Below are 20805 nucleotides of genomic sequence, written 5' to 3'. Positions count from 1 at the left end.
GGCTAAGATGTTTGAACCCGCCTGGGATGATGCCATTAATTCTGAAAGGAATGAATTGGTGTTTGAAAACCGAAACAAAGAATTCGGCGCCTATCCTATTCGCAAGAGTTATACCCGTACCATATCGAGAGCTCTTGGTATTTCGCTGCTGTTTTTTACGGTCTTGATCAGCTTACCTGTTGTTGTGAGATTAATTAGTGGATATGAGGTAGAAAAGAGCGATAAACCGGTAGAAGTGACTGTAGAATTAAAGGAACCACCTCCTATTGATGAAAACGAACCGCCACCACCGCCTCCTCCTCCTCCACCACCCACTATCGAGACTGTGAAATTTACACCTCCCGTAGTAGTAGACAGAGAGATTGAAGATGAAGACCAACCACCTCCACAGGAAGAACTGAGTGAAACTAACGTTGGTGTAGTAACGCAGGAAGGCGATGATAATGCCACAGAACTGCCTCCTGAAGAACCGGTAGCAGATCCGGATGCAGGAAAAGTATTTACATACGTAGAAGAACAACCTACTTTTCCCGGTGGTGAAGCTTCGATGTATGAGTATTTGCAAAAAAATATTAAATATCCTCCTCTTGCACGTGAAAATGGAATCACCGGTCGTGTATATATGACGTTTGTGGTAGGACCGGATGGAGATATTCGCGAAGTAAAAGTGCTTCGAGGTATTGGCGCCGGATGTGATGAAGAAGCCATTCGTGTTGTAAAATCAATGCCTAAGTGGAAACCCGGTAAGCAGAACGGACGATCCGTAAACGTTCAGTTCAATATGCCGATCAATTTTACTTTAAAATAGAAAATCACACTTTAAAAGAACCCCGTTTCCTAAAGGAGACGGGGTTCTTTCGTTAAGGCATTTTGCAGTTTCCTGTTGATTTTGGTGAACAAAGTGCAATTTTTCTTTCACTCTATGCATGGCAAAGGACATCGACCTTTAAATACAGCGTTGAACGAAATCCGTATATTTGCCTATGGCAAAAACCCCCGTCCTCTATTATTTCACTTTAGTGATGACCGGCTTGTATGTTGTGCTTGGTTTAATTGTAATGTTTGCCCCCCAGGTGGAGAACTTTTTACCGGGATGGAAACATTGGGTGTTGGGAGCCATGCTGATTGTTTACGCATTTATCCGTTACCGCAGACTGCAGGCGATAAAAAACAATATGGAACAAAAATTAAATGAAGCAAATCGTGAGCAAGATTAATTTGCATTATCGGAAAGCAGTTCTGACAAGTCATCCTGAGAAGCCACTTAATAACGAAAAGATAAAATGGAAACTCCTAACTTTCTGATTATTTCTGATCTTTGTACAGAGAATAAATACGGTACTTTTACGTTTAAATACTAAGCATGAAAAATACAATTATCCCTCTAATGCTGTTTGGTATTTTTTTTTCCTGTGGCACTGATTTCAACAAGCCCTACAGCGACACCCCTACTTCCGGTAACGTTAAAATTGCCGGCGATGAAACGTTAGAACCCTTATTGGATGCCACCGCAGATACCTTTATGGGATTATATCGCTATGCCAAATTAAATGTGACTTACAAATCGGAGTCCGCTTGCTTTGCTGATTTGCTGAATGATTCCGTAAAAGTTATTCTCGCTACCCGAAAATTAAATTCAAAAGAAGAAGACTTTTTCAAATCAAAACAACTCATCCCCCTCACCACGACAGTAGCCATTGACGCGCTTGCGCTGATTGTCAACCGGGAAAATGCGGACACGCTACTGCAACTGGATCAATTGAAGCAAATCCTAACCGGAAAAATGAGTGATTGGAAAGACATTCATCCCAATTCAACATTAGGGAAATTGAGTTTCGTATTTGACAACAACGGATCTTCTACTGTTCGGTTTCTAAGTGATAGCTTAATGAACGGCAGTATGAATTTTCCTGATTTTTGTTTTGCCGTAAAATCGAATGCTCAAGTCATCGACTACGTAGAACAAAACAAAAATGCCATTGGGGTGATAGGAGTAAATTGGATCAGTGACAGAGATGATCCTAAGATGCTTAGCTTTAGCAAACGCATCAATGTCGTATGGATCAGCACTGTAAAAGACCCTGTTTATCCGGATAATTATTTTGGTCCCTTTCAAGCCTATATGTATACAGGTGATTACCCACTCAAGCGTGAAGTTTACATGATCAACCGTGAGGGCAGGAACGGACTTGGCACAGGCTTTGTCTCCTTCTTCGCCGGCGAACAAGGACAACGCATTGTAAGACTATCCGGCCTCTTGCCATCATCGCCTTATACCAGAGATATTAAATTAAATTAAACTAAAATTTACTAAGTGAAACAACAAATAATAATGAAACATATTCTTCTCTTAAGTACCGTACTTGCATTCACCATTTCCTCAAAGGCACAAACATTAAAAGATGCCATACAATTGAACGAAAATGAGCAGCAAGAAGAGGCAGCTGCTTTATATCAGCAACTCATCATCAAAGAGCCGGCAAACGGAACTATTTATTACTACTATGGTGAAAACTTCATTGATGCTGAACAACCCGAGAAAGCAATAGATGTATTCAAAAAAGGACTTGAGAAAGATCCTGCCAATCCCCTAAACCTTATTGGGCAGGCAGAGCTTAAATTAATGACCGGCGATGTGAATGGTGGCAAAACCCTCATCGATCTGGCTGTAAAAAATGCTGCCGGAAAAAATGCATTGGTACTAATGGAAGCGGGAGAAGCTTTTATGCGTTATAAAAAGGACAAGACCTGATTAGTGCTCAAACTTATCTTGAAACAGCAGCTAAAATGGATCCCAAAAATCCGGAAGTATATAACTTGCTAGGCGACCTGTATTCTGAATTAAACAATGGCACTATGGCAGCGACGAACTACAACAAAGCGCTGGACATAGATAAAAATCAGGTAAAAGCATTATTACATAAAGGACAACTTTATAAACGTTCTACCAACTACGATGGTGCAAAAATTGAGTTTGAAAATACACTGAAAATCAACCCCAATTTTGCCCCTGCCTACCGTGAATTGGGAGAAGTATATTTTAAGCAACGGCAGATTGAGAAAGCAAAGGAAAACTATAAAAAGTACCTTGAACTTTCTAAAAACAATACCATGGCCCGTTTGCGCTATGCTTTTTTCCTTCACGAAAGCGATGATAATCCAAGTGCACAAGCAGAAATTAATATTATTACCCGTGTTGACTCCACCAATCTTTATATGATGCGCATCATGTCCTATGTGGCTTATGAAGTTAACCTTAATGACACTGCATTGAAAACCATTGCCAAGGTATTTGAACTTACTGAAACAGATACCAGCAGACGTATCGGAAGAGATTATGCCTACTATGGTAAAGCACTGGCGAAAGCAGGTAATGACTCTTTAGGAACTGATTATCTTTTCAGAGCAATTGCCTTTGATCAGAAAAATGGCGATTTATACGATGACCTGGGAAAGATGGCGATGAAAGCGAAAAAATATGATGTTGCTGCAAAAGCATATCAGGATAAAATAGCAAATGTCAGCAAGGTTACCAGCGGTGACTTCTTCAGCTGGGGACGAGCGTTGTACTCTGCAAAAATGTATACAGAAGCCGACAGTGCTTTCAGTAAAGTGACCGAGCTAAGCCCAACCTGGCCCAATGGTTACCTCTATCGTGGTCGTGCCAACGGACAACTGGACTCTTCTTTTACTTCTCTTTCTGCCGTGCCACATTATCAAAAATATATTGATCTGATATCAGCCGATTCTGCTAATGTTGTTAAGTTTGGCAAGGAACTCATTGAAGCCAATAGTTATATCGCGTTTGCCTATCTCAAACAAAAAGACTGCGACAATTCATTAATTTATTGGAAAAATGTTCTCGCGCTTGATCCGAAAATTCAGCAAGCCATCGATGCCATAAAAATTATTAAAGAATCCAAAGATTGTAAGTAAAACCATTCCTAAGAATCAGTGAGTCGATGCCGGGTCACTGATTCTTTTTTATAGCATTTAACTACACTAAAAAACAGCTTTACTCATTAATAGCGCTCTTCCCCTTTTTCTGCATTAAAAAAACTCATCAATTCATCAATTCATTAATTCATCAATTGGTCCCTTCAGCCTTCGACCTCGTTTTCACCTTCAAATTTAAAGCCCAGTCGTTTTCCGGTAGTAATTGAACTTTGCATGGTGTTGACCATCGCCTGAAAAACAGTTATCTCCTTCATGGCGTCAAAGGGAGGAACATTTACATCAATATCAAGACTAAAAGAAATACAACTTTCTACAAAAGTGCGGAGGAGGTTGTCGTTGACTTTCGTAGCTGCATAATCGTTATACAGAATACCCAACTGCCGTTTTCCTTCCACGAAGAAGTTGCCTTCTCTATTAATGAACATTCTACCCACCAAATGTCCTACATCATTTTTGCGATCAAACTTAAAGGAATCGGAAAGGAAATTGTAAATACTGATCATTCCAACCGTCGCCCGGCTATTATCCAGGCTTACATACGAGCTCTTCCAAACCGGATGTGCGGGCTCAAACACAAAAGCATTGGTATGCATTATGAATATGAGTAAGTCTTCTGCCACTTTAATTTCCGCTTCAAAAGTTCCGCGATCTTTGTATTGAATTTTTATCCGCGGATCCGCCTTCACCATTTCCTGTTTCAGATCACTTTCAATGCGCTGAATGACTACTTTAAGTTGTTGCATCACCTCAAAAGTTTTGTCCGTGACATCTTTTGCCAATCCGCCTTTCGACAAAATGGATGCAACAAGCTTTGATTTTTCTTCTGACATATCACGTTTACTTTAAGGCAATAATACTTCGACCATTTTACATCACCAAATCAACTTATAGGGTGGTGATGAACAGGGCTTACTAACTAATAGGCTCTGGCAAAAACTACTCTTTGAGTAGAAGGATTACCGGTAAGAATACATTTACCGGCTTCCATTTTATTATTTAAAGGAATGCAGCGGATAGTAGCCTTTGTCATTTCCTTAATCTTTAACTCCGTTTCGGAAGTACCATCCCAATGGGCATAGATGAATCCACCTTTCTCATCAAGAATTTTGTTAAACTCTTCCCATGAATCGGCACGGAAGGTATTTTCATCACGGAACGTCATGGCCTTTTTATAAATATTATCCTGAATCTGGCTGAGCAAATGATCTATTTTCACATCCAGATCCATAATCTGATACACCGCTTTTTCCTTTGTATCGCGACGTGCTACTTCCACCGTACCATTTTCCATATCTCTTGGTCCTATGGCGACACGAACAGGAACACCTTTGAGTTCATATTCAGCAAACTTCCATCCCGGTTTATGGGTATCTCTGTTATCATATTTCACACTGATACCCTTCACCTGGAGCGACTTCTTCAAAGGCTCGACGAAAGCATTTATTTGCTCCAATTGTTCCGCATTTTTATAAATCGGAACAATCACCACCTGGATGGGAGCCAAACGAGGAGGAAGAACCAAACCACTATCATCGCTATGCGACATAATAAGTGCTCCCATCAATCGGGTAGAGACACCCCAGGAAGTGGCCCAAACAAAATCCTGTTTCCCCTCCTTATTGGTAAACTTCACGTCAAAAGCTTTTGCGAAATTCTGACCCAGAAAGTGAGAAGTACCTGCCTGTAAGGCCTTTCCATCCTGCATCAGCGCCTCAATACACAAGGTATCGAGTGCTCCTGCAAAACGCTCATTTGCTGTTTTTGACCCTTTAATCACCGGAATGGCGAGGATTTCTTCAGCAAACTGCGCATAAACATCGAGCATCTGATTCGTTTCGGCAATTGCTTCTTCTGCCGTGGCATGAGCAGTATGGCCTTCCTGCCAGAGAAATTCGGCAGTACGAAGGAACAATCGGGTACGCATTTCCCAACGCACCACATTTGCCCATTGGTTGATCAAAATAGGTAAATCCCGGTAAGACTGAATCCAGCCGCGGTAAGTATTCCAGATGATGGTTTCAGAAGTTGGACGCACGATGAGTTCTTCTTCCAGTTTCGCATCTTCATCTACAATAATTCCACCACCGTTAGGATCGTTCTTCAACCGGTAATGCGTTACGACAGCACATTCCTTCGCAAAGCCCTCCACATGGCTGGCTTCTTTGGAGAAAAATGATTTTGGGATGAAGAGCGGAAAGTAGGCATTCACATGCCCGGTATCTTTAAATCGCTTATCCAGGTCTTGCTGCATACGTTCCCAAATGGCATAACCATAGGGTTTTATCACCATACACCCTCTCACAGCTGAGTTTTCAGCCAGATCAGCCTTGATCACCAGGTCCTGGTACCACTGGGAATAATTTTCATTTCTCGACGTTAGTTGTTCACTCATATCCTGTTTATCTTTACAATCTTTGGCATTGTGTTTGCCTGCGCATTCAGGCAACAAAAGTGGAAAACTGACCGCACATTGCCAATCTAAATTAAACTAAAGAAGTATTAACTTATCAAATATTCGGTCAAAAGAATAAAAGGAGGAAAATCATGAAAAAGGTAACATTCGCATTCATTTCAGCCGCCATTGCTTTCAGTTCCTGTTCATCGGGAAGAATGGCCGGTCGTGATTACGATGATGTGTATTATTCAAACCGTGATGCAAGAGCTGAAGACTATAACCGTGGCTCAAATGATGCTCAGCAAAACTCATCCAATACCAGAGTGGAGGATTATACACCATCACAGCAGCAGTCCAACGATTATCAGGGCGATGAAGGCCAAAACAATGGTGGTTATGATAACCGCAATGACAATAACCGTTTTCAAAATAACACTGATCAACCGGACTATTCAAACACCGAAACGGATCAGGATGGAAATACCTACATCACCAACAACTACTACAACGACGATGATTATTACGACTATGCTTACTCGGCACGTATTCGTCGATTTTACCATCCGGTAGGTTGGAATTATTATGATCCTTTTTACACCAATATGTACTGGTATGATTACAATCCCTATTCATGGGGCGTTAGTTTATACTGTACATACAACTGGTGGAGACCAAATATCTATGCCGGCTGGGGATGGAATTCAGGTTGGAATATTGGCTTCGGCTACGGACCTTCCATCGGCTGGGGAAATCCCTGGGGAAATCCTTGGGGGAATCCGTGGGGCAACCAATGGGGCTGGGGTGGATACGGTGGCGGATTTAATAACGGCTACTGGAACGGTTTCAATCAAGGTTACATGAACGGCTATTACGCCGGATTATACAATGGTACATTTAATCCCTATTACTTCAACAGTCTTGACAATCACAGTTATTACTATGGTCCAAGAAACGGAAGAAACAATGTAGCGAACAATGTACCGGGTGGCAGAAGTGTAGGTGAGATTTATGGCCGTTCACTTGCCGCAGAAAATCCAAAGTCTCCAAGAAGCGAAACTGCATTTGATGGTACAGCTGCGATGGGTCGACCAAAAAGAGAAATCAAATCACTGAGCAGCGAATTATCACCTCGAAACACCTCTGCCAGTGAATCTCAAGGGAAACCGAAGATTAACAGAAATGATAGTAAGAGTATCACTAATGGGAATTCTGAAATAGCCAACCCTCGTTCAAACACTCCGAAAGGAACCGTGAATGACGAAACAGGTCCAAGGTCCACACCAAGAAATTCCAACTCTGAAATTGCTAATCCCGGCGCAACTCCTAAAGACAATACAAACCCTCGCTCCACTAATCCTAAGGATAGAAACAATAGTGAAACCATTGTTCCATCCAATACACCGAAAAACTCAAACTCAGGAGATGTGAAGAATCCGGTGAGGAATAACTCTTCAAGAGATAATGACAATTACACTCCAAGAGACAATAGTCCAAAATCCATCACTCCGAGGAATACAACACCAAAAAGTAATGACGGCTATACTCCGAGAAATAACCCGGGCATGAGCACTCCCCGTAATAACGACGGATACACTCCACGAAATAACAATCCCGGCTATAGCAATCCGAGAGATTCAAGGAATGAAACTTCTCCCCGTCAGAACTACTCCACTCCAAAATCTTCTACTCCTTCCAAAGACAGGAACCAATATTCAAATCCTCCTTCCAGAGACAGCAGAACGAATCAGCGTTACGAAAGCACTCCGCCTAAAAGCAACAGAAACAACAATACCTACAGCGCACCCTCTTCGCCCGGTCGTCAGGAAATCCGGAATTCGAATCGAAGCAGCAGCCCCTCTTATAGTGCTCCTACTCCATCCAACAACCGCAGTTCCTCGCCGTCCGGTGGTGACAGAAGCGCCCCTTCGTCAGGCGGAAGAAACAGAAGATAATAAAAAATTGTTTATCCTTCAATTGTTGTGACCGGCATTGAAGTTTATAATAAGGCTGCAAAAAAATCATTGTACACATCAATAAATTCTTGAAACTGTACAATGACTAAAATTTGCAGCCTTTATATTTGTCCAAATAATTCATCACCAAAATGAAAAATAAATTAATCACCGGAATAGCTGCTTTTCTAATCTCCGCAACTGCCCATGCACAAACAGATGCGGATATTTTACGATTCAGTATGTTAAATTATGGTAGCACCGCTCGTTCATTGGGAATGGGAAATTCCTTTGGTGCCCTTGGTGCAGACTTCAGTACATTAGCCATCAATCCTGCGGGAATTGCTTTATACAGAAAATCAGAATTTAGTGTGAGTCCACTTTTTTCAAACCGGAACATAAATTCGGAATACATAAAGAATAATACCAGCGACAACTATTTCAAATTTGCATTTGGTAATTTGGGTATGGTTTGGGCAGGTAGTCGCGATAAGGAATCATCACCATGGAAAGGATTTGCATTTGGAATCGGTTACAATAAAACGAATGATTTTTCTTCCCGATACATCGCCGAAGCAGGAAACGCAAAAAACTCCCTTCTCGATAACTATATGGAACAACTGAATGGTGTTGATCCGGATGATATCCCTTCTTTCTACCCTTTTGACATTGATCTGGCCTGGCAAACTTATCTCATAGATACTATTGATGATGCAGGAACACCTTACTATTATTCTGCGCTACCCTTTGCCGGAGCTTTGCAACGGAAAACAGTGGAGACCAGAGGCGGCCAGGGCGAGTGGGATTTTACTTTCGGAGGAAATTACGAGGACATGTTTTTCTTCGGACTTACTCTGGGTGTAACAACGCTTCGCTACTTTGAAGAGAGCACCTGGGAAGAAAGAGATGATCAGGATACAATTCCCTACTTTGAAAGCTACCAATACAATCAAACACTTGAAACAAGTGGCAGTGGAATAAATGTTAAAGCAGGTTTCATTTTTAAACCTGCGGATGCCTTTCGTTTAGGGTTGGCGATACATTCACCGACCTGGCATTCGCTGGTTGACGAGTATTCTACCTCAATAAAAACTGACTTAGAGGATGGAGTAATACGCGACTATACCGGTCCTGTATTTGTTCCTTTTGATTATAATATTACGACGCCATTCCGTGTTATCACCAGTATGGGCATTATAATCGGAAAACAAATGGCATTCAATGTCGATTATGAATTCCTTGACTATAGTCAGGGAAGGATTCGTCCGGTAAATAGAAGCTTTGCTTCTGACTTCACTCCCGTCAATAAAGCAATGCGTTCCAAATACACCGCCTCTCATAATTTAAGGGCCGGATTAGAGTGGAGATTTGAACAACTTCGTTTCAGAGCCGGAGGATACTATTCCACCTCACCATTTGAATCTGCATTAAGAATATCAGACGATACAGACTTAAGTCGTTACGGCATTACCGGGGGATTGGGGTTTAGAGAGAAAAAATATTATGTAGATCTGGCTTATGCATGGTCAAAATCCGGTTCCTACTTACTTCCTTACTCTCTGAACAATCAAACCACTGAAGGAATCACATTCAGTCAGACAGATAACAGAGTCCTGATAACCGTAGGATTCTTATTCTAATACCATTATTATATATATTCCGGCCGGTCACTATTCCCAATGGAAATTGACCGGCTTTTTTATGTAGTTATGGAAGCATTTTAAACTCTATATCATCTATCCAGACTTGTTCTTTAGCGGGATTATAAAAATATACACTGACAATATCATCCGGTAAAATTTCTTCCTGAAACTTATAGCCGGAATAGAAAGTTGTCCATTCCCCCTTTTTTGAAGGATATAAACTTAAGTTATACCCTCTCCATATTAATGATGTGCCATTTCTATCGATAGAGATGACCGCCTTAAGTTCTGTCAATGAATCCAATGAAAAATACCTGCACTTTAATTGAAAGGTACTGCCCTTTCTACATCCGATATTCTCCGCTCTGTCCTTAATTCCCGGACTAAACTCCATCGCTTCGTTCAATTGCATGCAAAATTTACCTGAAAAGGAAACACTATCCGTTTTAAACAAAGAATCAGATGTCCAGTTATTGTCCTCAAATCCTGAATGTACTTCATACAAAGAAACAGGCCTTGTGACTCTATTCAATGTACTGTCCTTTGAATAAACAAGAACACCTGCATTAAAAAAAGAATCCTTTTCAATAAGATAAGGGAAAACTTCCTCTATAATCATTTCTGTTTCCGGAGCATGATAATTATTAGACCAGGCGTGAATAAAACAATCAGCCTCTGTTTCCGCTACTATTTTTTTCAATTCCAGAAAATGTTCCGGTCTGTTGCAAATAAATTGTTTGAATTGCACTTTCGGTTTCAGGCTTTCTGAATAATACAAAATATAATCCGGGTGAATAACATTCACCGTCGCCACCGGATTCTCATCTCTGTACTTCACTGTATACCGGGCACATCGTTCCGCAACATTACTGAAAAGGGGCAAAAAACTGCCAGGAATAAAACCCATTTGCAACTACTGTACTGAAAACGGTGGCAAGAAACACCACTACTATCAACAAATATTCCCTCGCTTTGAAACTAACGGGAGTAAACCAGGAAAACATCCATAAAATCAAAAACGGAAAGCTGAAGAGTAGAATAGAATACTGAAAGACCGGATTGACGAATACAGAATAGAAATAGGCGATCAATGCAGGGAGAGCAAAAAAAGCAAATGCTGCTATATGACGTGTAGTCCGGGAGGATTGATTTTTATAGCGCAGGAACATCACCACTGCAGCCGAAAATAAAAAGAAAAAAAGTCCAATACTGTCGTTCAGGCAAAATAAAATATATTTCCACAATGCATCCTTTTCAGGAGGACCGAGCCAACCTTCCGGTCCTCCCAATCCACCAATACTAAATTGGGAAATAAATACATTCCCATTGGGAATATACAATACCATCATGGCAATGCCACAACCGATATAATATTTCCATGCCGCTTTTTTCAAATAAAAAAACCCAAAGAGTCCAACTATTCCCGCAAACATAAAACTGAAATAATGCGAGTACATACACCCTACTCCACCTACGATAAACAACAAGCCATTCTTCCATTTCCACGCTACATCCTTCCAAACAATATTTGACCAGGCATAGACGGTAAGGAGACTAAAAAATAGTCCCGGGCTATAGGGCCGCGCCAGTTGTGCATACAATATCGGAAACTGAAGCGCAGAAAATACAGCTGTTGCCATCACTGCCGCGGGCTTCCCAAAGAAATTTCGTCCTGTCAAATAAAATAAGGGGATTGAAAAAATTCCGAAAATCACAAAGGGCAAACGAACAGCAGTTACCGAATTACCGAAGAGATGCGTCCACATCCATAAAAAGGACTGTACACCGATCGGATGCATATCATTGGTGCGAACACCTTTTTCAATCATCTCGCCATACGTATCATACTTCAAACGTGTAAGAGCACTTAGTTCATCATTACTGAGTGACCATTCGTTGAAATTATAAAATCGCAATGCAGCTCCTGTAGTAATCAGGAGGATGGCCAGTTTATCTTCTATGGATAATTTCATTGTACGCGTAATCAGATCATCTCACTTTCCTCTGGCACATCACCTCGTAGAGGATCATGCCGGCGGAGACTGAAACATTATACGATGCCACTGAGCCGGCCATAGGCAACCGCACCAACGCATCGCAGCGCTTGATGTACTCATGTGAAACACCGTTCTCCTCACTCCCCATTATTATAGCGAGAGGGCCCGTTAGATCTGCTTCCCGCGCAGGCAGTTCCGCTTTTTCCGTACAAGCTACAATTTTAACTCCTGACGCTTTAAGGAAATCAAGAGTTTGCTTTAAATTATCCTCTCTGCAAACAGGCAAGTGATGCAATGCGCCGGCACTTGTTTTCACAGCATCACTATTAATCAACGCTGAACCACGTGATGGAATAATCAATGCGTGCACCCTGGAGCATTCGGCAGTACGGGCGATGGCACCTAAATTCCGGGTATCCGTAATTCTGTCAAGGACCATCAGCAAGGGCACCTTTCCTTCTTCGAACAATACCGGAACAATATCCTCAGTTTTATAGTAAGCTACTGTGGAAAGATAAGCGATAACGCCCTGATGATTACTGCGGGTAAGACGGTTCAATTTCTCGGAGGGCACACCTTGAAAATGCAACCCGGCATCCTTCAAGGCTTCTTTCAATTCACGGATCAAGGGATTATTCAATCCATTCTGTAAAAAAACTCTTTCTATTTCCTTTCCGGAATTCAGTGCTTCAATTACGGCTCTAGTCCCGTAAATCATTACCAATTCATCATCCTGACTATTCATAGTGACTCTTTATCAATTTTCATTTACAATTCTTCCTTGTCTCCACTGATCAACGGCAATATACCATACATTTTCATAGAGCGGTTGTCTGATCAATGCATAATCATTTTCCGTAAACGGATTATTCATTTTTCGAAACAAAAAGAGCATATCCGGAAAGCCGGGAATATTCGAATATGTCCATTGCTCTGTTTCTGCATTGCGGTATACCGACTGTGGCTTACCGAAAATCATATGAATCATTCCCCGATCCGTTTTCCATCCTTCCAGATAGGAACTGAACAAGCGATTTGCCTCCTGCACCCGGTTATAATAAGAGCGAATAAGGTTTCGGGCCCTTTCGGGTTGCCCCCCGATTTCCAGCCAGAATCTATCAAGAGCCGCCTTCTTATCTGCCTCATTCATCAGCTGAAGGTATTCCTTTCTTGTGGTGATATACCGTGTCGATTCAATCAATTGTTCAGCTCGTGTTACTTTCGGGAAATCTGCATCAAAGCGACTCACTGTAAATCCTTCAATTCCCGATGTATCTGATTGAAAAAAATAAATTCCATTTTTTCTTAAAACCAGTTCATTCAGATCACTTCTATACAATTTAAAAACGCTATCTGATCTCATTTCAAAAACCGGGTCATCCACCACTCTAAAAGGCAAAATAGCCAGTGGATATTCTTTAAAATAACACCTTACCCAAAAGGAATCAAAAGATAAACTACCCGGATCCAACTTTAATTTCCCACTTCCGCTTACATAATTTTCGAAGACAGGATTCCCTGTTGAATCTGAAAACAAAACCCGTTGTTGGGAAATAACTTTCACCCCTTTTAGAGGAATATGTCTTTGCGCTTCAGTATTTCTATGGACATCGCGAAATACTAATTTTAATATCAAACGACTTTCTGCTATAAACTTTACATCCACGGCTCCGCTAAAAGGCGCATTCTCAGCCGGTGATTCAACCTGAAAATTTACGGAGCCCGAATCCACTATTTGCGAAGATGAATAGGAGCTATAAAACGCATATTCCAGGTTCAACAAGGCCATAAACTTATCTCCTACATTTTTAAACAAAAGGCCTTTATCAGGTATAGAAAATAAAATTCTTAAACTATCATCAGCAAATTGAAACGCCGTCACTTGTGGAGCTAAATAATCACCGGAATAGGAAAATTGAGCTGAGAGGTTTTCATTCTTTAGCTTAACAGAAGACGCACAACCTCCTAATATAAAAAGAATCAGAAAAAAGAAAAAGGGCACTCTCGTTTTATATAAACGAAACAATAACAGCCCTACAAATTTCATGGTGTTCATACTGTCCATTTTCATGACAATGGAGTTGATTCAGCAGAAGCATTCTCATCTGTATTATCTATATCTTCAGTTCTTTCAATCAGCTTTTGATTGATCTGCTTTGTCGTTTTAACTCCCAGCTTTCGAAGATTCTCCACACGCGAAATCAGGTTTCCACGTCCGAGATGCAGCTTATTCATTGTACCCTCATAGGCAGACTGAGCATCTTGCATTTTTTTACCTACGGAAACCATATCATCAATGAGCGAAACGAATTTATCGTATAAATCTCCTGATTGACGGGCAATTTCCACGGCATTTTTATTTTGGTATTCCAGGCGCCAAATACTGGCAATGGTACGAAGAGTAGCAAGTAACGTTGATGTAGTAACGATAACAATATTCCGTTCAAAAGCTTCATTAAAGAGTTCCTGATCCTGTTCTACTGCCAGGGCAAAGGCAGGTTCAACGGGAATAAACAACAGCACAAAATCGAGAGTATTGATTTCGTAGAGAGACTGATAATTCTTTCCACTTAAATCCTTGATATGTTTACGCACAGAGGAGAGGTGTTCACGCAAGGCGATTACTTTAGCCGCTTCATCCTCAACATTGCAATAACGTTCATAGGCGATTAAGGAAACTTTAGCATCTACTACCAAACTACGACCTTCCGGTAAAGAGATCACTACATCGGGTTGGAGTCTTCGGCCATCGTCAGCGGTCATACTGGATTGGGTAAAATATTCTCTGCCCTTTACGAGCCCAGAACGTTCCAGAATTTTTCAAGGATCATCTCGCCCCAGTTGCCCTGCGTTTTCGCCTGACCTTTCAAGGCGGAAACAAGATTTCGGGCCTCATCGCCAATGGATTTATTCAAGGTTTGAAGCTGACCTAATTGTTCCCGTAAACTTTGGTGTTCTTTAATTCGCTCCTCATGCGTTTGACGCACCTGCGTTTCAAATTTTTCAATCTTATCTCTCAAAGGGCTCAGGATATCATCCAGCTTCGTTTTATGATCTTCCTGGATCCGCTGTGAATTCTTCAAAACAATTTCTGAAGCAATCGTACTAAACTGTTCTTTCATGAGTTGACGGAGATTTTCCAACTCCGCCCGGTGTTCCTTCAGCCGGTCTTCCATAGCTACAACAGAGGACTCCGCTTTGATCTTTAACGAAAGAGCATCATTCAATTCCTGACGGAGAGAAATTCCGGCATCGGCAACTTTCTCCAACTCCCTGCGAACATCTTCGAGTTGCTGCAATGCGACTGCTAATTTCTTGTCAGACTCCATCAATAAAATGGGATCTACACCTTTAGCCTGACGAAGTCGAAGGTAAAGCCAAACTATGAGGCTTCCGATACAAATACCTGCTAACAAATAAATCAGATTCATATTAAACAAAGATAATGAATAGTAAAGCAACCGGATCTCCAAAACCTACTTCGTGCGAGAAGCTATTGATCAGTTCAGGGTTCCATTTCAGGGAGTGCATCCAAAAACTCGAACTTCTCATTCGTCTTTCTCAAACAATAATGTTCATGGCCATTACTTAAAACGAAGTAGGGTACATCCAACGACATATTATATCGGGCCGCCTGCAAGAATGTTTCCTGAGAAATTTTCACTGAAGATGCTTTGCATTCAGCAATCAACCAGGGGCGGCCATTTCTGTTATAGACCACAATGTCAGCCCGTTGAGAAAGTCCATTGACATCAATTTTCTTCTCAACCGCCATCAGTGAAAGGGGATAGAAAAAAACATCCGTCATGAACCGGACCAGGTTCTGTCGTACCCATTCCTCCGGTGACAACGCCACAAATCTCTTCCTGACAGAGTCAAAAATTTGCTTACTTTGCCCTTGCGTACGAACTCTGAAGGAAAAATCCGGGAAATTCAGGTGTTCTAATGACCACTCATCCATATTCCAAAATTAAAGCAAACAGCTATATCCTCTTATACTTTAAAAATTTCTCAAGTAAACATGAAGAGTAAAAAAGAAATTGTTGAAAACTGGCTACCACGCTACACTGGTGAAAAATTGAAAATTTCGGTAAATACATATTACTAACTAATTTTCAACTTTATGTAGACCTTTTTGCCAAATGGCATAAGGTAAAAGTCATTGGAATTGGTAAACCGATGACGTGTGCGACCGCGAATGATATTACCATCATAAATTTTGGAATGGGTAGTGCTAATTCTGCAACGATGATGGATTTATTAAGTGCCATTAAGCCGAAAGCCTGCTTATTCCTGGGAAAATGCGGAGGCTTAAAGAAGAAGAATAAGGTAGGAGATCTCATCTTACCGATAGCTGCCATCAGAGGGGAAGGAACGTCAAACGACTACCTTCCTCCGGAAGTACCCGCATTGCCTGCATTTAGTTTGCAAAAGGCGGTTTCTACCACGATTCGGAATTTCGGAAAAGATTACTGGACAGGTACTGTTTACACTACTAACCGAAGGGTATGGGAGCACGATACGGAATTCAAAAGATATTTAACAAAATTGAGGTGTATGGCTATAGACATGGAGACCGCCACCATTTTTATCACCGGTTTTGCCAATCAGATTCCTACAGGTGCGCTATTACTTGTTTCAGATCAACCGATGATTCCCGAAGGAATTAAAACCGCAGAAAGCGATTCGAATGTCACCAAAAAATTTGTGGAAGATCATATTAAGATTGGCATATCGGCAATCAATGAATTAATAAACAATGGCCTCACGGTTAAGCATCTTAAATTTTAAGATGAATACTGCTCACTATCAACGCCAGCAACACTAATAAAAAAGAGAAAAAGTACCAATGGGACTAAAATCTTTTGAAGAGATCAGAAGAGATTTGAAGAATAAAATATACTATCCGGTATATCTTCTTCAGGGAGATGAACCTTATTACATAGATCAACTGAGTCATCTTATTGAAAACGGTGTTTTAGATGAAATGGAGAAGGAATTTAACCAGACCGTACTCTACGGTAAGGACTGTGACCCCATGCAGCTGGTAAGTGCCGCCAAACGTTTTCCAATGATGTCAAATTATCAGGTCATCATTGTTAAAGAAGCGCAAGAAATAAAGGCCTTTTTTCCGAAAGCTAAAAACAAAGAAGACGAGAAAAAAGAAGAGAAAGAAAATGCGGGACCACTTGCCAACTATCTTGCAAATCCACAACCTTCCACGCTATTGGTATTATGTGTAAAATATAAATCAATAGATAAGCGGGGCAAGATCTATAAGGCCATTGAGAAAAACGGTGTCGTTTTTGAAATGAAAAAGTTATACGATGACAAGCTCCCAAAATGGATTGAAGATTATCTGGCAGAAAAGAAAATGAAAATAAGTCCCAATGCATCGCTGCTAATGGCGGAGCATCTGGGCAATGATTTATCAAGGATAGCCAATGAATGTGATAAGTTATTAATCAACATCAAAGCCGGAGAAACCATCGATCTCAAGCATATTGAACAGTTCATCGGCGTGAGTAAAGAGTTTAATATTTTTGAACTTTTGAAAGCATTAGGCCGAAAAGATGTTTTAAAGAGTAATAAAATAGCCAACTATTTTAAAGCAAATCCAAAGAGTTGTCCGATGCCGCTGACGATGGCGAATCTTTATAATTTTTTTTCCAAAACACTCTTGTATCATTCGTTGACCGATAAATCAAGAAACAATGTAGCGACTGCTTTAAAAATTCATTCTTTTCATCTGGACGACTACTTTAGCTGTGCAAAAAACTATTCTCCGGATAAAATTGTTCATGTTTTCAGTGTTCTCCGGGAATATGATTTACGCTCCAAAGGATTGGGAGGAAGCAATCCGGGAGACGGTGATTTGGTGAGAGAAATGGTCTATAAAATTCTACATTAGGTGAATCAGGGTCCCACAAGAATTTCGGTTGTTTCGTATCTGAATGCAAAGCCTTTTTTATATGGCCTTGAGCAAATGGGAAACGCTGCTGCCTTTTCAATAAGCAGTGATATTCCCTCAGTATGTGCAAGCAAATTGATTCATGATGAAACAGACATTGGATTGATACCAGTAGCCATGTTGTCCGCGTTGAAAGAATCCCATATTATTACTTCCTATTGTATAGCTGCAGATGGTCCGGTGGAATCCGTAGTATTGGTTAGTCAGGTACCTCTGGAGGAAATCAGTCAGGTAATACTAGACATGGAATCCAGAACATCCGTTTTATTGGTAAAAATACTTGCTGAAGAATTATGGGGAATTCACCCGGAATGGATAAAGCAGGAGGGTCATCATTCCTTTGAAAATGCCGAGAGTACCGTATCAGCGGTAATGATTGGAGACAAGGCATTAAAGTATAAATCGAAATACCGCTATTGCTATGATTTATCGGAAGGATGGAAAACACTGACGGGACTTCCCTTTGTATTTGCGATTTGGGCCAGCAACAAAAACATTGACCCTGCTATAATTTCACAGTTAGAACATGCATTTTCAGTTGGAACAAATTCGATCGACCGTTTGGTAACAGATCTTGAAAAGGACTATCCGGAAACTGATATCCTAAACTATCTCACTCAAAAAATACGATATACATTAGGGAATAAAGAAATGGAAGCGTTGCAGTCATTTTTAAGTAAAGCACAACGTTTTCAGCAACCGGATTCAGGCGCGGTGATCTCCACCGGCATTAAATAAATTCTCTGTATCGGAAGCAAGTTTATCAATAAGCTTCATCTGAGCAGGACTCAACGACTGAAGCGGCTTTCGCTGTTGCTTGCCAATTTTCTCGTTTGCTGCTTTCGGTTTTTTTCTTTCGGGCATGATGCGAACGATCAGCTGATTCATAAATGTCAGGCGAGCGGCAGGTTCCAGTTGTTGCATAATTTGATTAATCTGCAGGACACAGGCATCCATTGCTTTCTTTAAATCATCATTTGAATTCGCCTTCATGTTTATTCGTTTAGACTTTAAACGAGAAAAAATCACGATTGTTACACTACTTCCGCCTCAGAAAAGAGGGATTCTTCCACGCTCACCTTCTTCACTTTGGGCCATGTAAAAGCAAAAGTTGCACCGGCACCTTTCTCAGATTCCACCCAAATTTTTCCACCTTCTTCTTCAATTATTTTCTTCACAATGGCAAGACCTACTCCACGCGACTCCACTTCATCCCGGGCATTCAAGGTTTGAAAAATGACAAAAATTTTCTCGTGATATCTGGCTTCGATTCCCGGGCCATTATCTTTCACAAAAAACTTCCAGTCTTTTCCCTGGTCTTCAAAACCGATATCCACCTGAATATCTTCCTTATCATTATACTTTACTGCATTATGGATGAGGTTTAAAAATACCTGTTGAAGTTTCACACGTTCAGCCTTCATCACAGGCATCCCCTCTCTTACATTAATGATCGCTTTTTCGGGAGCTCCAATCAACTCGATAGCATCTTTTACTACTTCTTCTGCAGCAAAGGACAAGAGTTCGCCACCTTTCTTAGCCGCCTTGGTATAATCAAGAATGCCATTGATCAGACCTTCCATTCTAACCACACGCCCTTTGATAGTATTAAAATGACCTCTGATATCTTCAGGAAGTCTGTCGGCCATATCCTCTTCAATCCAGCCCGTTAAATTACCAATAGCTCTAAGCGGCGCTTTCAAATCATGAGAAACCACATAGGCGAATTTATCCAGTTCCGAATTGGTTTTCTCCAGATTCTTCATGTACTGATTCATCTTTTCCTCAGCGAGTTTCCTTGGAGTAATATCACTTTCAATGAAAATGAAACGCTCTTCCGTACCATCGTCAGAAACAATAGGTGTCATCGTTATTTGTGTCCAGAACGGAGATTTATCTTTCCTGAACTTTAACAATTCACCGGAGAAGGGAAGATGTTTTTCAATAGCATCCAGCATCCTGTTTAACGTTTCCGGATCAGTCCCTTTGCCGTACAGTAATTCCCTGGGCTTACGTCCGACCACTTCTTCGAAACTATATCCTGTAAGGCGAACGAAACCATCGTTCACCCATTCGGCCACTCCTTTATTATCGGTAATCACGATTGCATTATCGGCCTTACTCGCTACGATAGACAACTTATGCAACTCCTTATTTTTTTCACGCAACTCATTTCGCTGCTCTGTGATTCGTTCAATGACTACATTTTTACCGCTTTCGAGGTAATTCATTTGCGCAGAAAGGATCAACATGGCCAGAAAGAAAGTAGTCAGGTAATCAAAATTGATCATCTCAGAAGAATCCCCAATCAGTACGTTGGAAATATAGGATGTATTCTCAGTGAGGTACCAGAACAGGACTATGTGTACGGCAATTAATCCAAAGACTATTCTTCCCGCAATATTTCCCAGTAACATATACCCAAGCAACATCGTACCTGCCATGTACATAATTGCAGAAGCACGAATTCCACCGGAATAGTAAGAAATCATGTGTAGCGTTGTAAATGCGGCCAGTGTTATGACGTAATAGGCTAATTTATGATTTCGGTGTACAGGCAATAAAAAAAAGTTGGCTACCAGTACCAGATCGAGAAGGCCGATCAGAATGCCGGTAAAGTTGCCCACCTCCACAATAAATGTCGCTTGAAAAAAAAGCATAAAAAATCACGGTTCCTGCAGTTACGGTAGTGGTCCGGAAAAGACGATAGCGTTGACGGGCGATGAGATCATCAGCAGGGATGCTTTGATGATATCTTTCATTATTTTTAAACAACTTCGCTAACATCTTCCGGAATTAAACTAAATATACTTTTGGTTTGAATGAAATAATTATACTTTTGAACAGGTCAATTATCACAACTCCTAATTCTTTACGATAAATGGACATA

The 20805-nt window shown here is 40.9% G+C and carries 20 protein-coding genes and 1 pseudogene; 10 read left to right on the top strand and 11 right to left on the bottom strand.

From position 1 onward, the window contains the following. Window positions 1-7: 7 nt before the first annotated feature. From IPJ86_08505 to IPJ86_08485, 5 genes are all read left to right on the top strand, one after another. On the top strand, window positions 8-808 hold the full coding sequence (locus IPJ86_08505) for a TonB family protein (protein MBK7887330.1): 801 nt from the start codon (window positions 8-10) through the stop codon (window positions 806-808). Between the two features lie 175 nt (window positions 809-983). Next, complete coding sequence (locus tag IPJ86_08500; protein ID MBK7887329.1) at window positions 984-1217, top strand: hypothetical protein; 234 nt, start codon at window positions 984-986, stop codon at window positions 1215-1217. 146 nt (window positions 1218-1363) lie between these two features. Then, window positions 1364-2299 carry a substrate-binding domain-containing protein gene (locus tag IPJ86_08495; GenBank protein ID MBK7887328.1) on the top strand — a complete coding sequence of 312 codons (936 nt, stop codon included), beginning with the start codon at window positions 1364-1366 and terminating at the stop codon, window positions 2297-2299. A 33-nt stretch (window positions 2300-2332) separates the two neighbouring features. Continuing rightward, the gene (locus IPJ86_08490; GenBank protein ID MBK7887327.1) at window positions 2333-2752 is read left to right on the top strand and encodes a hypothetical protein; all 420 of its coding nucleotides are present in this window, start codon (window positions 2333-2335) and stop codon (window positions 2750-2752) included. 35 nt (window positions 2753-2787) lie between these two features. Next, entirely contained in the window at window positions 2788-3936 is a 1149-nt protein-coding gene (locus IPJ86_08485; protein MBK7887326.1) for a tetratricopeptide repeat protein, read from the top strand. A gap of 164 nt (window positions 3937-4100) precedes the next feature. On the opposite strand, the gene IPJ86_08480 is transcribed toward IPJ86_08485, so the two are convergent. Together IPJ86_08480 and IPJ86_08475 are read right to left on the bottom strand one after the other, a co-directional pair. Further along, window positions 4101-4787 (bottom strand): hypothetical protein, encoded by a 687-nt coding sequence (locus IPJ86_08480; GenBank protein MBK7887325.1) that lies wholly within the window; start codon window positions 4785-4787, stop codon window positions 4101-4103. An 86-nt stretch (window positions 4788-4873) separates the two neighbouring features. After that, entirely contained in the window at window positions 4874-6349 is a 1476-nt protein-coding gene (locus tag IPJ86_08475; protein ID MBK7887324.1) for a proline--tRNA ligase, read from the bottom strand. A 152-nt stretch (window positions 6350-6501) separates the two neighbouring features. On the opposite strand from IPJ86_08475, the gene IPJ86_08470 reads away from it, so the two are divergent. Together IPJ86_08470 and IPJ86_08465 are read left to right on the top strand one after the other, a co-directional pair. Continuing rightward, window positions 6502-8304, top strand: coding sequence for a hypothetical protein (locus IPJ86_08470; GenBank protein MBK7887323.1), 1803 nt, complete (start codon window positions 6502-6504; stop codon window positions 8302-8304). Between the two features lie 152 nt (window positions 8305-8456). Further along, window positions 8457-9944 carry an outer membrane protein transport protein gene (locus IPJ86_08465; GenBank protein MBK7887322.1) on the top strand — a complete coding sequence of 496 codons (1488 nt, stop codon included), beginning with the start codon at window positions 8457-8459 and terminating at the stop codon, window positions 9942-9944. A 67-nt stretch (window positions 9945-10011) separates the two neighbouring features. On the opposite strand, the gene IPJ86_08460 is transcribed toward IPJ86_08465, so the two are convergent. The 7 genes from IPJ86_08460 to IPJ86_08430 form a co-directional block, all read right to left on the bottom strand. Further along, window positions 10012-10854, bottom strand: coding sequence for a hypothetical protein (locus tag IPJ86_08460; GenBank protein ID MBK7887321.1), 843 nt, complete (start codon window positions 10852-10854; stop codon window positions 10012-10014). Next, the gene (locus IPJ86_08455) at window positions 10814-11920 is read right to left on the bottom strand and encodes a glycosyltransferase family 39 protein (protein ID MBK7887320.1); all 1107 of its coding nucleotides are present in this window, start codon (window positions 11918-11920) and stop codon (window positions 10814-10816) included. The genes IPJ86_08460 and IPJ86_08455 overlap by 41 nt, the downstream gene beginning before the upstream one ends. Window positions 11921-11936: 16 nt before the next feature. After that, complete coding sequence (gene rlmB / locus IPJ86_08450) at window positions 11937-12689, bottom strand: 23S rRNA (guanosine(2251)-2'-O)-methyltransferase RlmB (protein MBK7887319.1); 753 nt, start codon at window positions 12687-12689, stop codon at window positions 11937-11939. Between the two features lie 12 nt (window positions 12690-12701). Beyond that, window positions 12702-14000: a GWxTD domain-containing protein gene (locus IPJ86_08445; protein MBK7887318.1), complete on the bottom strand. Its 1299-nt coding sequence runs from the start codon at window positions 13998-14000 to the stop codon at window positions 12702-12704. A gap of 11 nt (window positions 14001-14011) precedes the next feature. Further along, window positions 14012-14761 (bottom strand): DNA recombination protein RmuC, encoded by a 750-nt coding sequence (locus IPJ86_08440; protein MBK7887317.1) that lies wholly within the window; start codon window positions 14759-14761, stop codon window positions 14012-14014. Beyond that, window positions 14737-15375: a DNA recombination protein RmuC gene (rmuC, locus tag IPJ86_08435; protein ID MBK7887316.1), complete on the bottom strand. Its 639-nt coding sequence runs from the start codon at window positions 15373-15375 to the stop codon at window positions 14737-14739. The genes IPJ86_08440 and rmuC overlap by 25 nt, the downstream gene beginning before the upstream one ends. A gap of 74 nt (window positions 15376-15449) precedes the next feature. Beyond that, a complete protein-coding gene (locus tag IPJ86_08430; GenBank protein MBK7887315.1) occupies window positions 15450-15905 on the bottom strand; it encodes a type I restriction enzyme HsdR N-terminal domain-containing protein in 456 nt (151 codons plus the stop codon). 60 nt (window positions 15906-15965) lie between these two features. Between IPJ86_08430 and IPJ86_08425 the strand changes: the two are divergent. The 3 genes and pseudogenes from IPJ86_08425 (at window position 15966) to IPJ86_08415 (ending at window position 18653) form a co-directional block, all read left to right on the top strand. After that, a pseudogene (locus IPJ86_08425) lies at window positions 15966-16735 on the top strand (AMP nucleosidase). 58 nt (window positions 16736-16793) lie between these two features. Further along, a complete protein-coding gene (holA, locus tag IPJ86_08420) occupies window positions 16794-17855 on the top strand; it encodes a DNA polymerase III subunit delta (protein MBK7887314.1) in 1062 nt (353 codons plus the stop codon). Beyond that, on the top strand, window positions 17856-18653 hold the full coding sequence (locus IPJ86_08415; GenBank protein MBK7887313.1) for a menaquinone biosynthesis protein: 798 nt from the start codon (window positions 17856-17858) through the stop codon (window positions 18651-18653). Here the strand turns inward: IPJ86_08415 and IPJ86_08410 are convergent. Further along, entirely contained in the window at window positions 18621-18908 is a 288-nt protein-coding gene (locus tag IPJ86_08410) for a hypothetical protein (protein MBK7887312.1), read from the bottom strand. The two genes, IPJ86_08415 and IPJ86_08410, sit on opposite strands and share 33 nt — an antisense overlap. A gap of 41 nt (window positions 18909-18949) precedes the next feature. Beyond that, window positions 18950-20575, bottom strand: coding sequence for a PAS domain-containing protein (locus IPJ86_08405; protein ID MBK7887311.1), 1626 nt, complete (start codon window positions 20573-20575; stop codon window positions 18950-18952). Between the last annotated feature and the right edge of the window lie 230 nt (window positions 20576-20805).

The sequence above is a fragment of the Bacteroidota bacterium genome, from assembly GCA_016713925.1.
Classification (GTDB): Bacteria; Bacteroidota; Bacteroidia; order AKYH767-A; family OLB10; genus JAJTFW01.
Note: the sequence above shows the minus strand (reverse complement) of the source record. Positions and strands in the feature narration are given on the sequence as shown.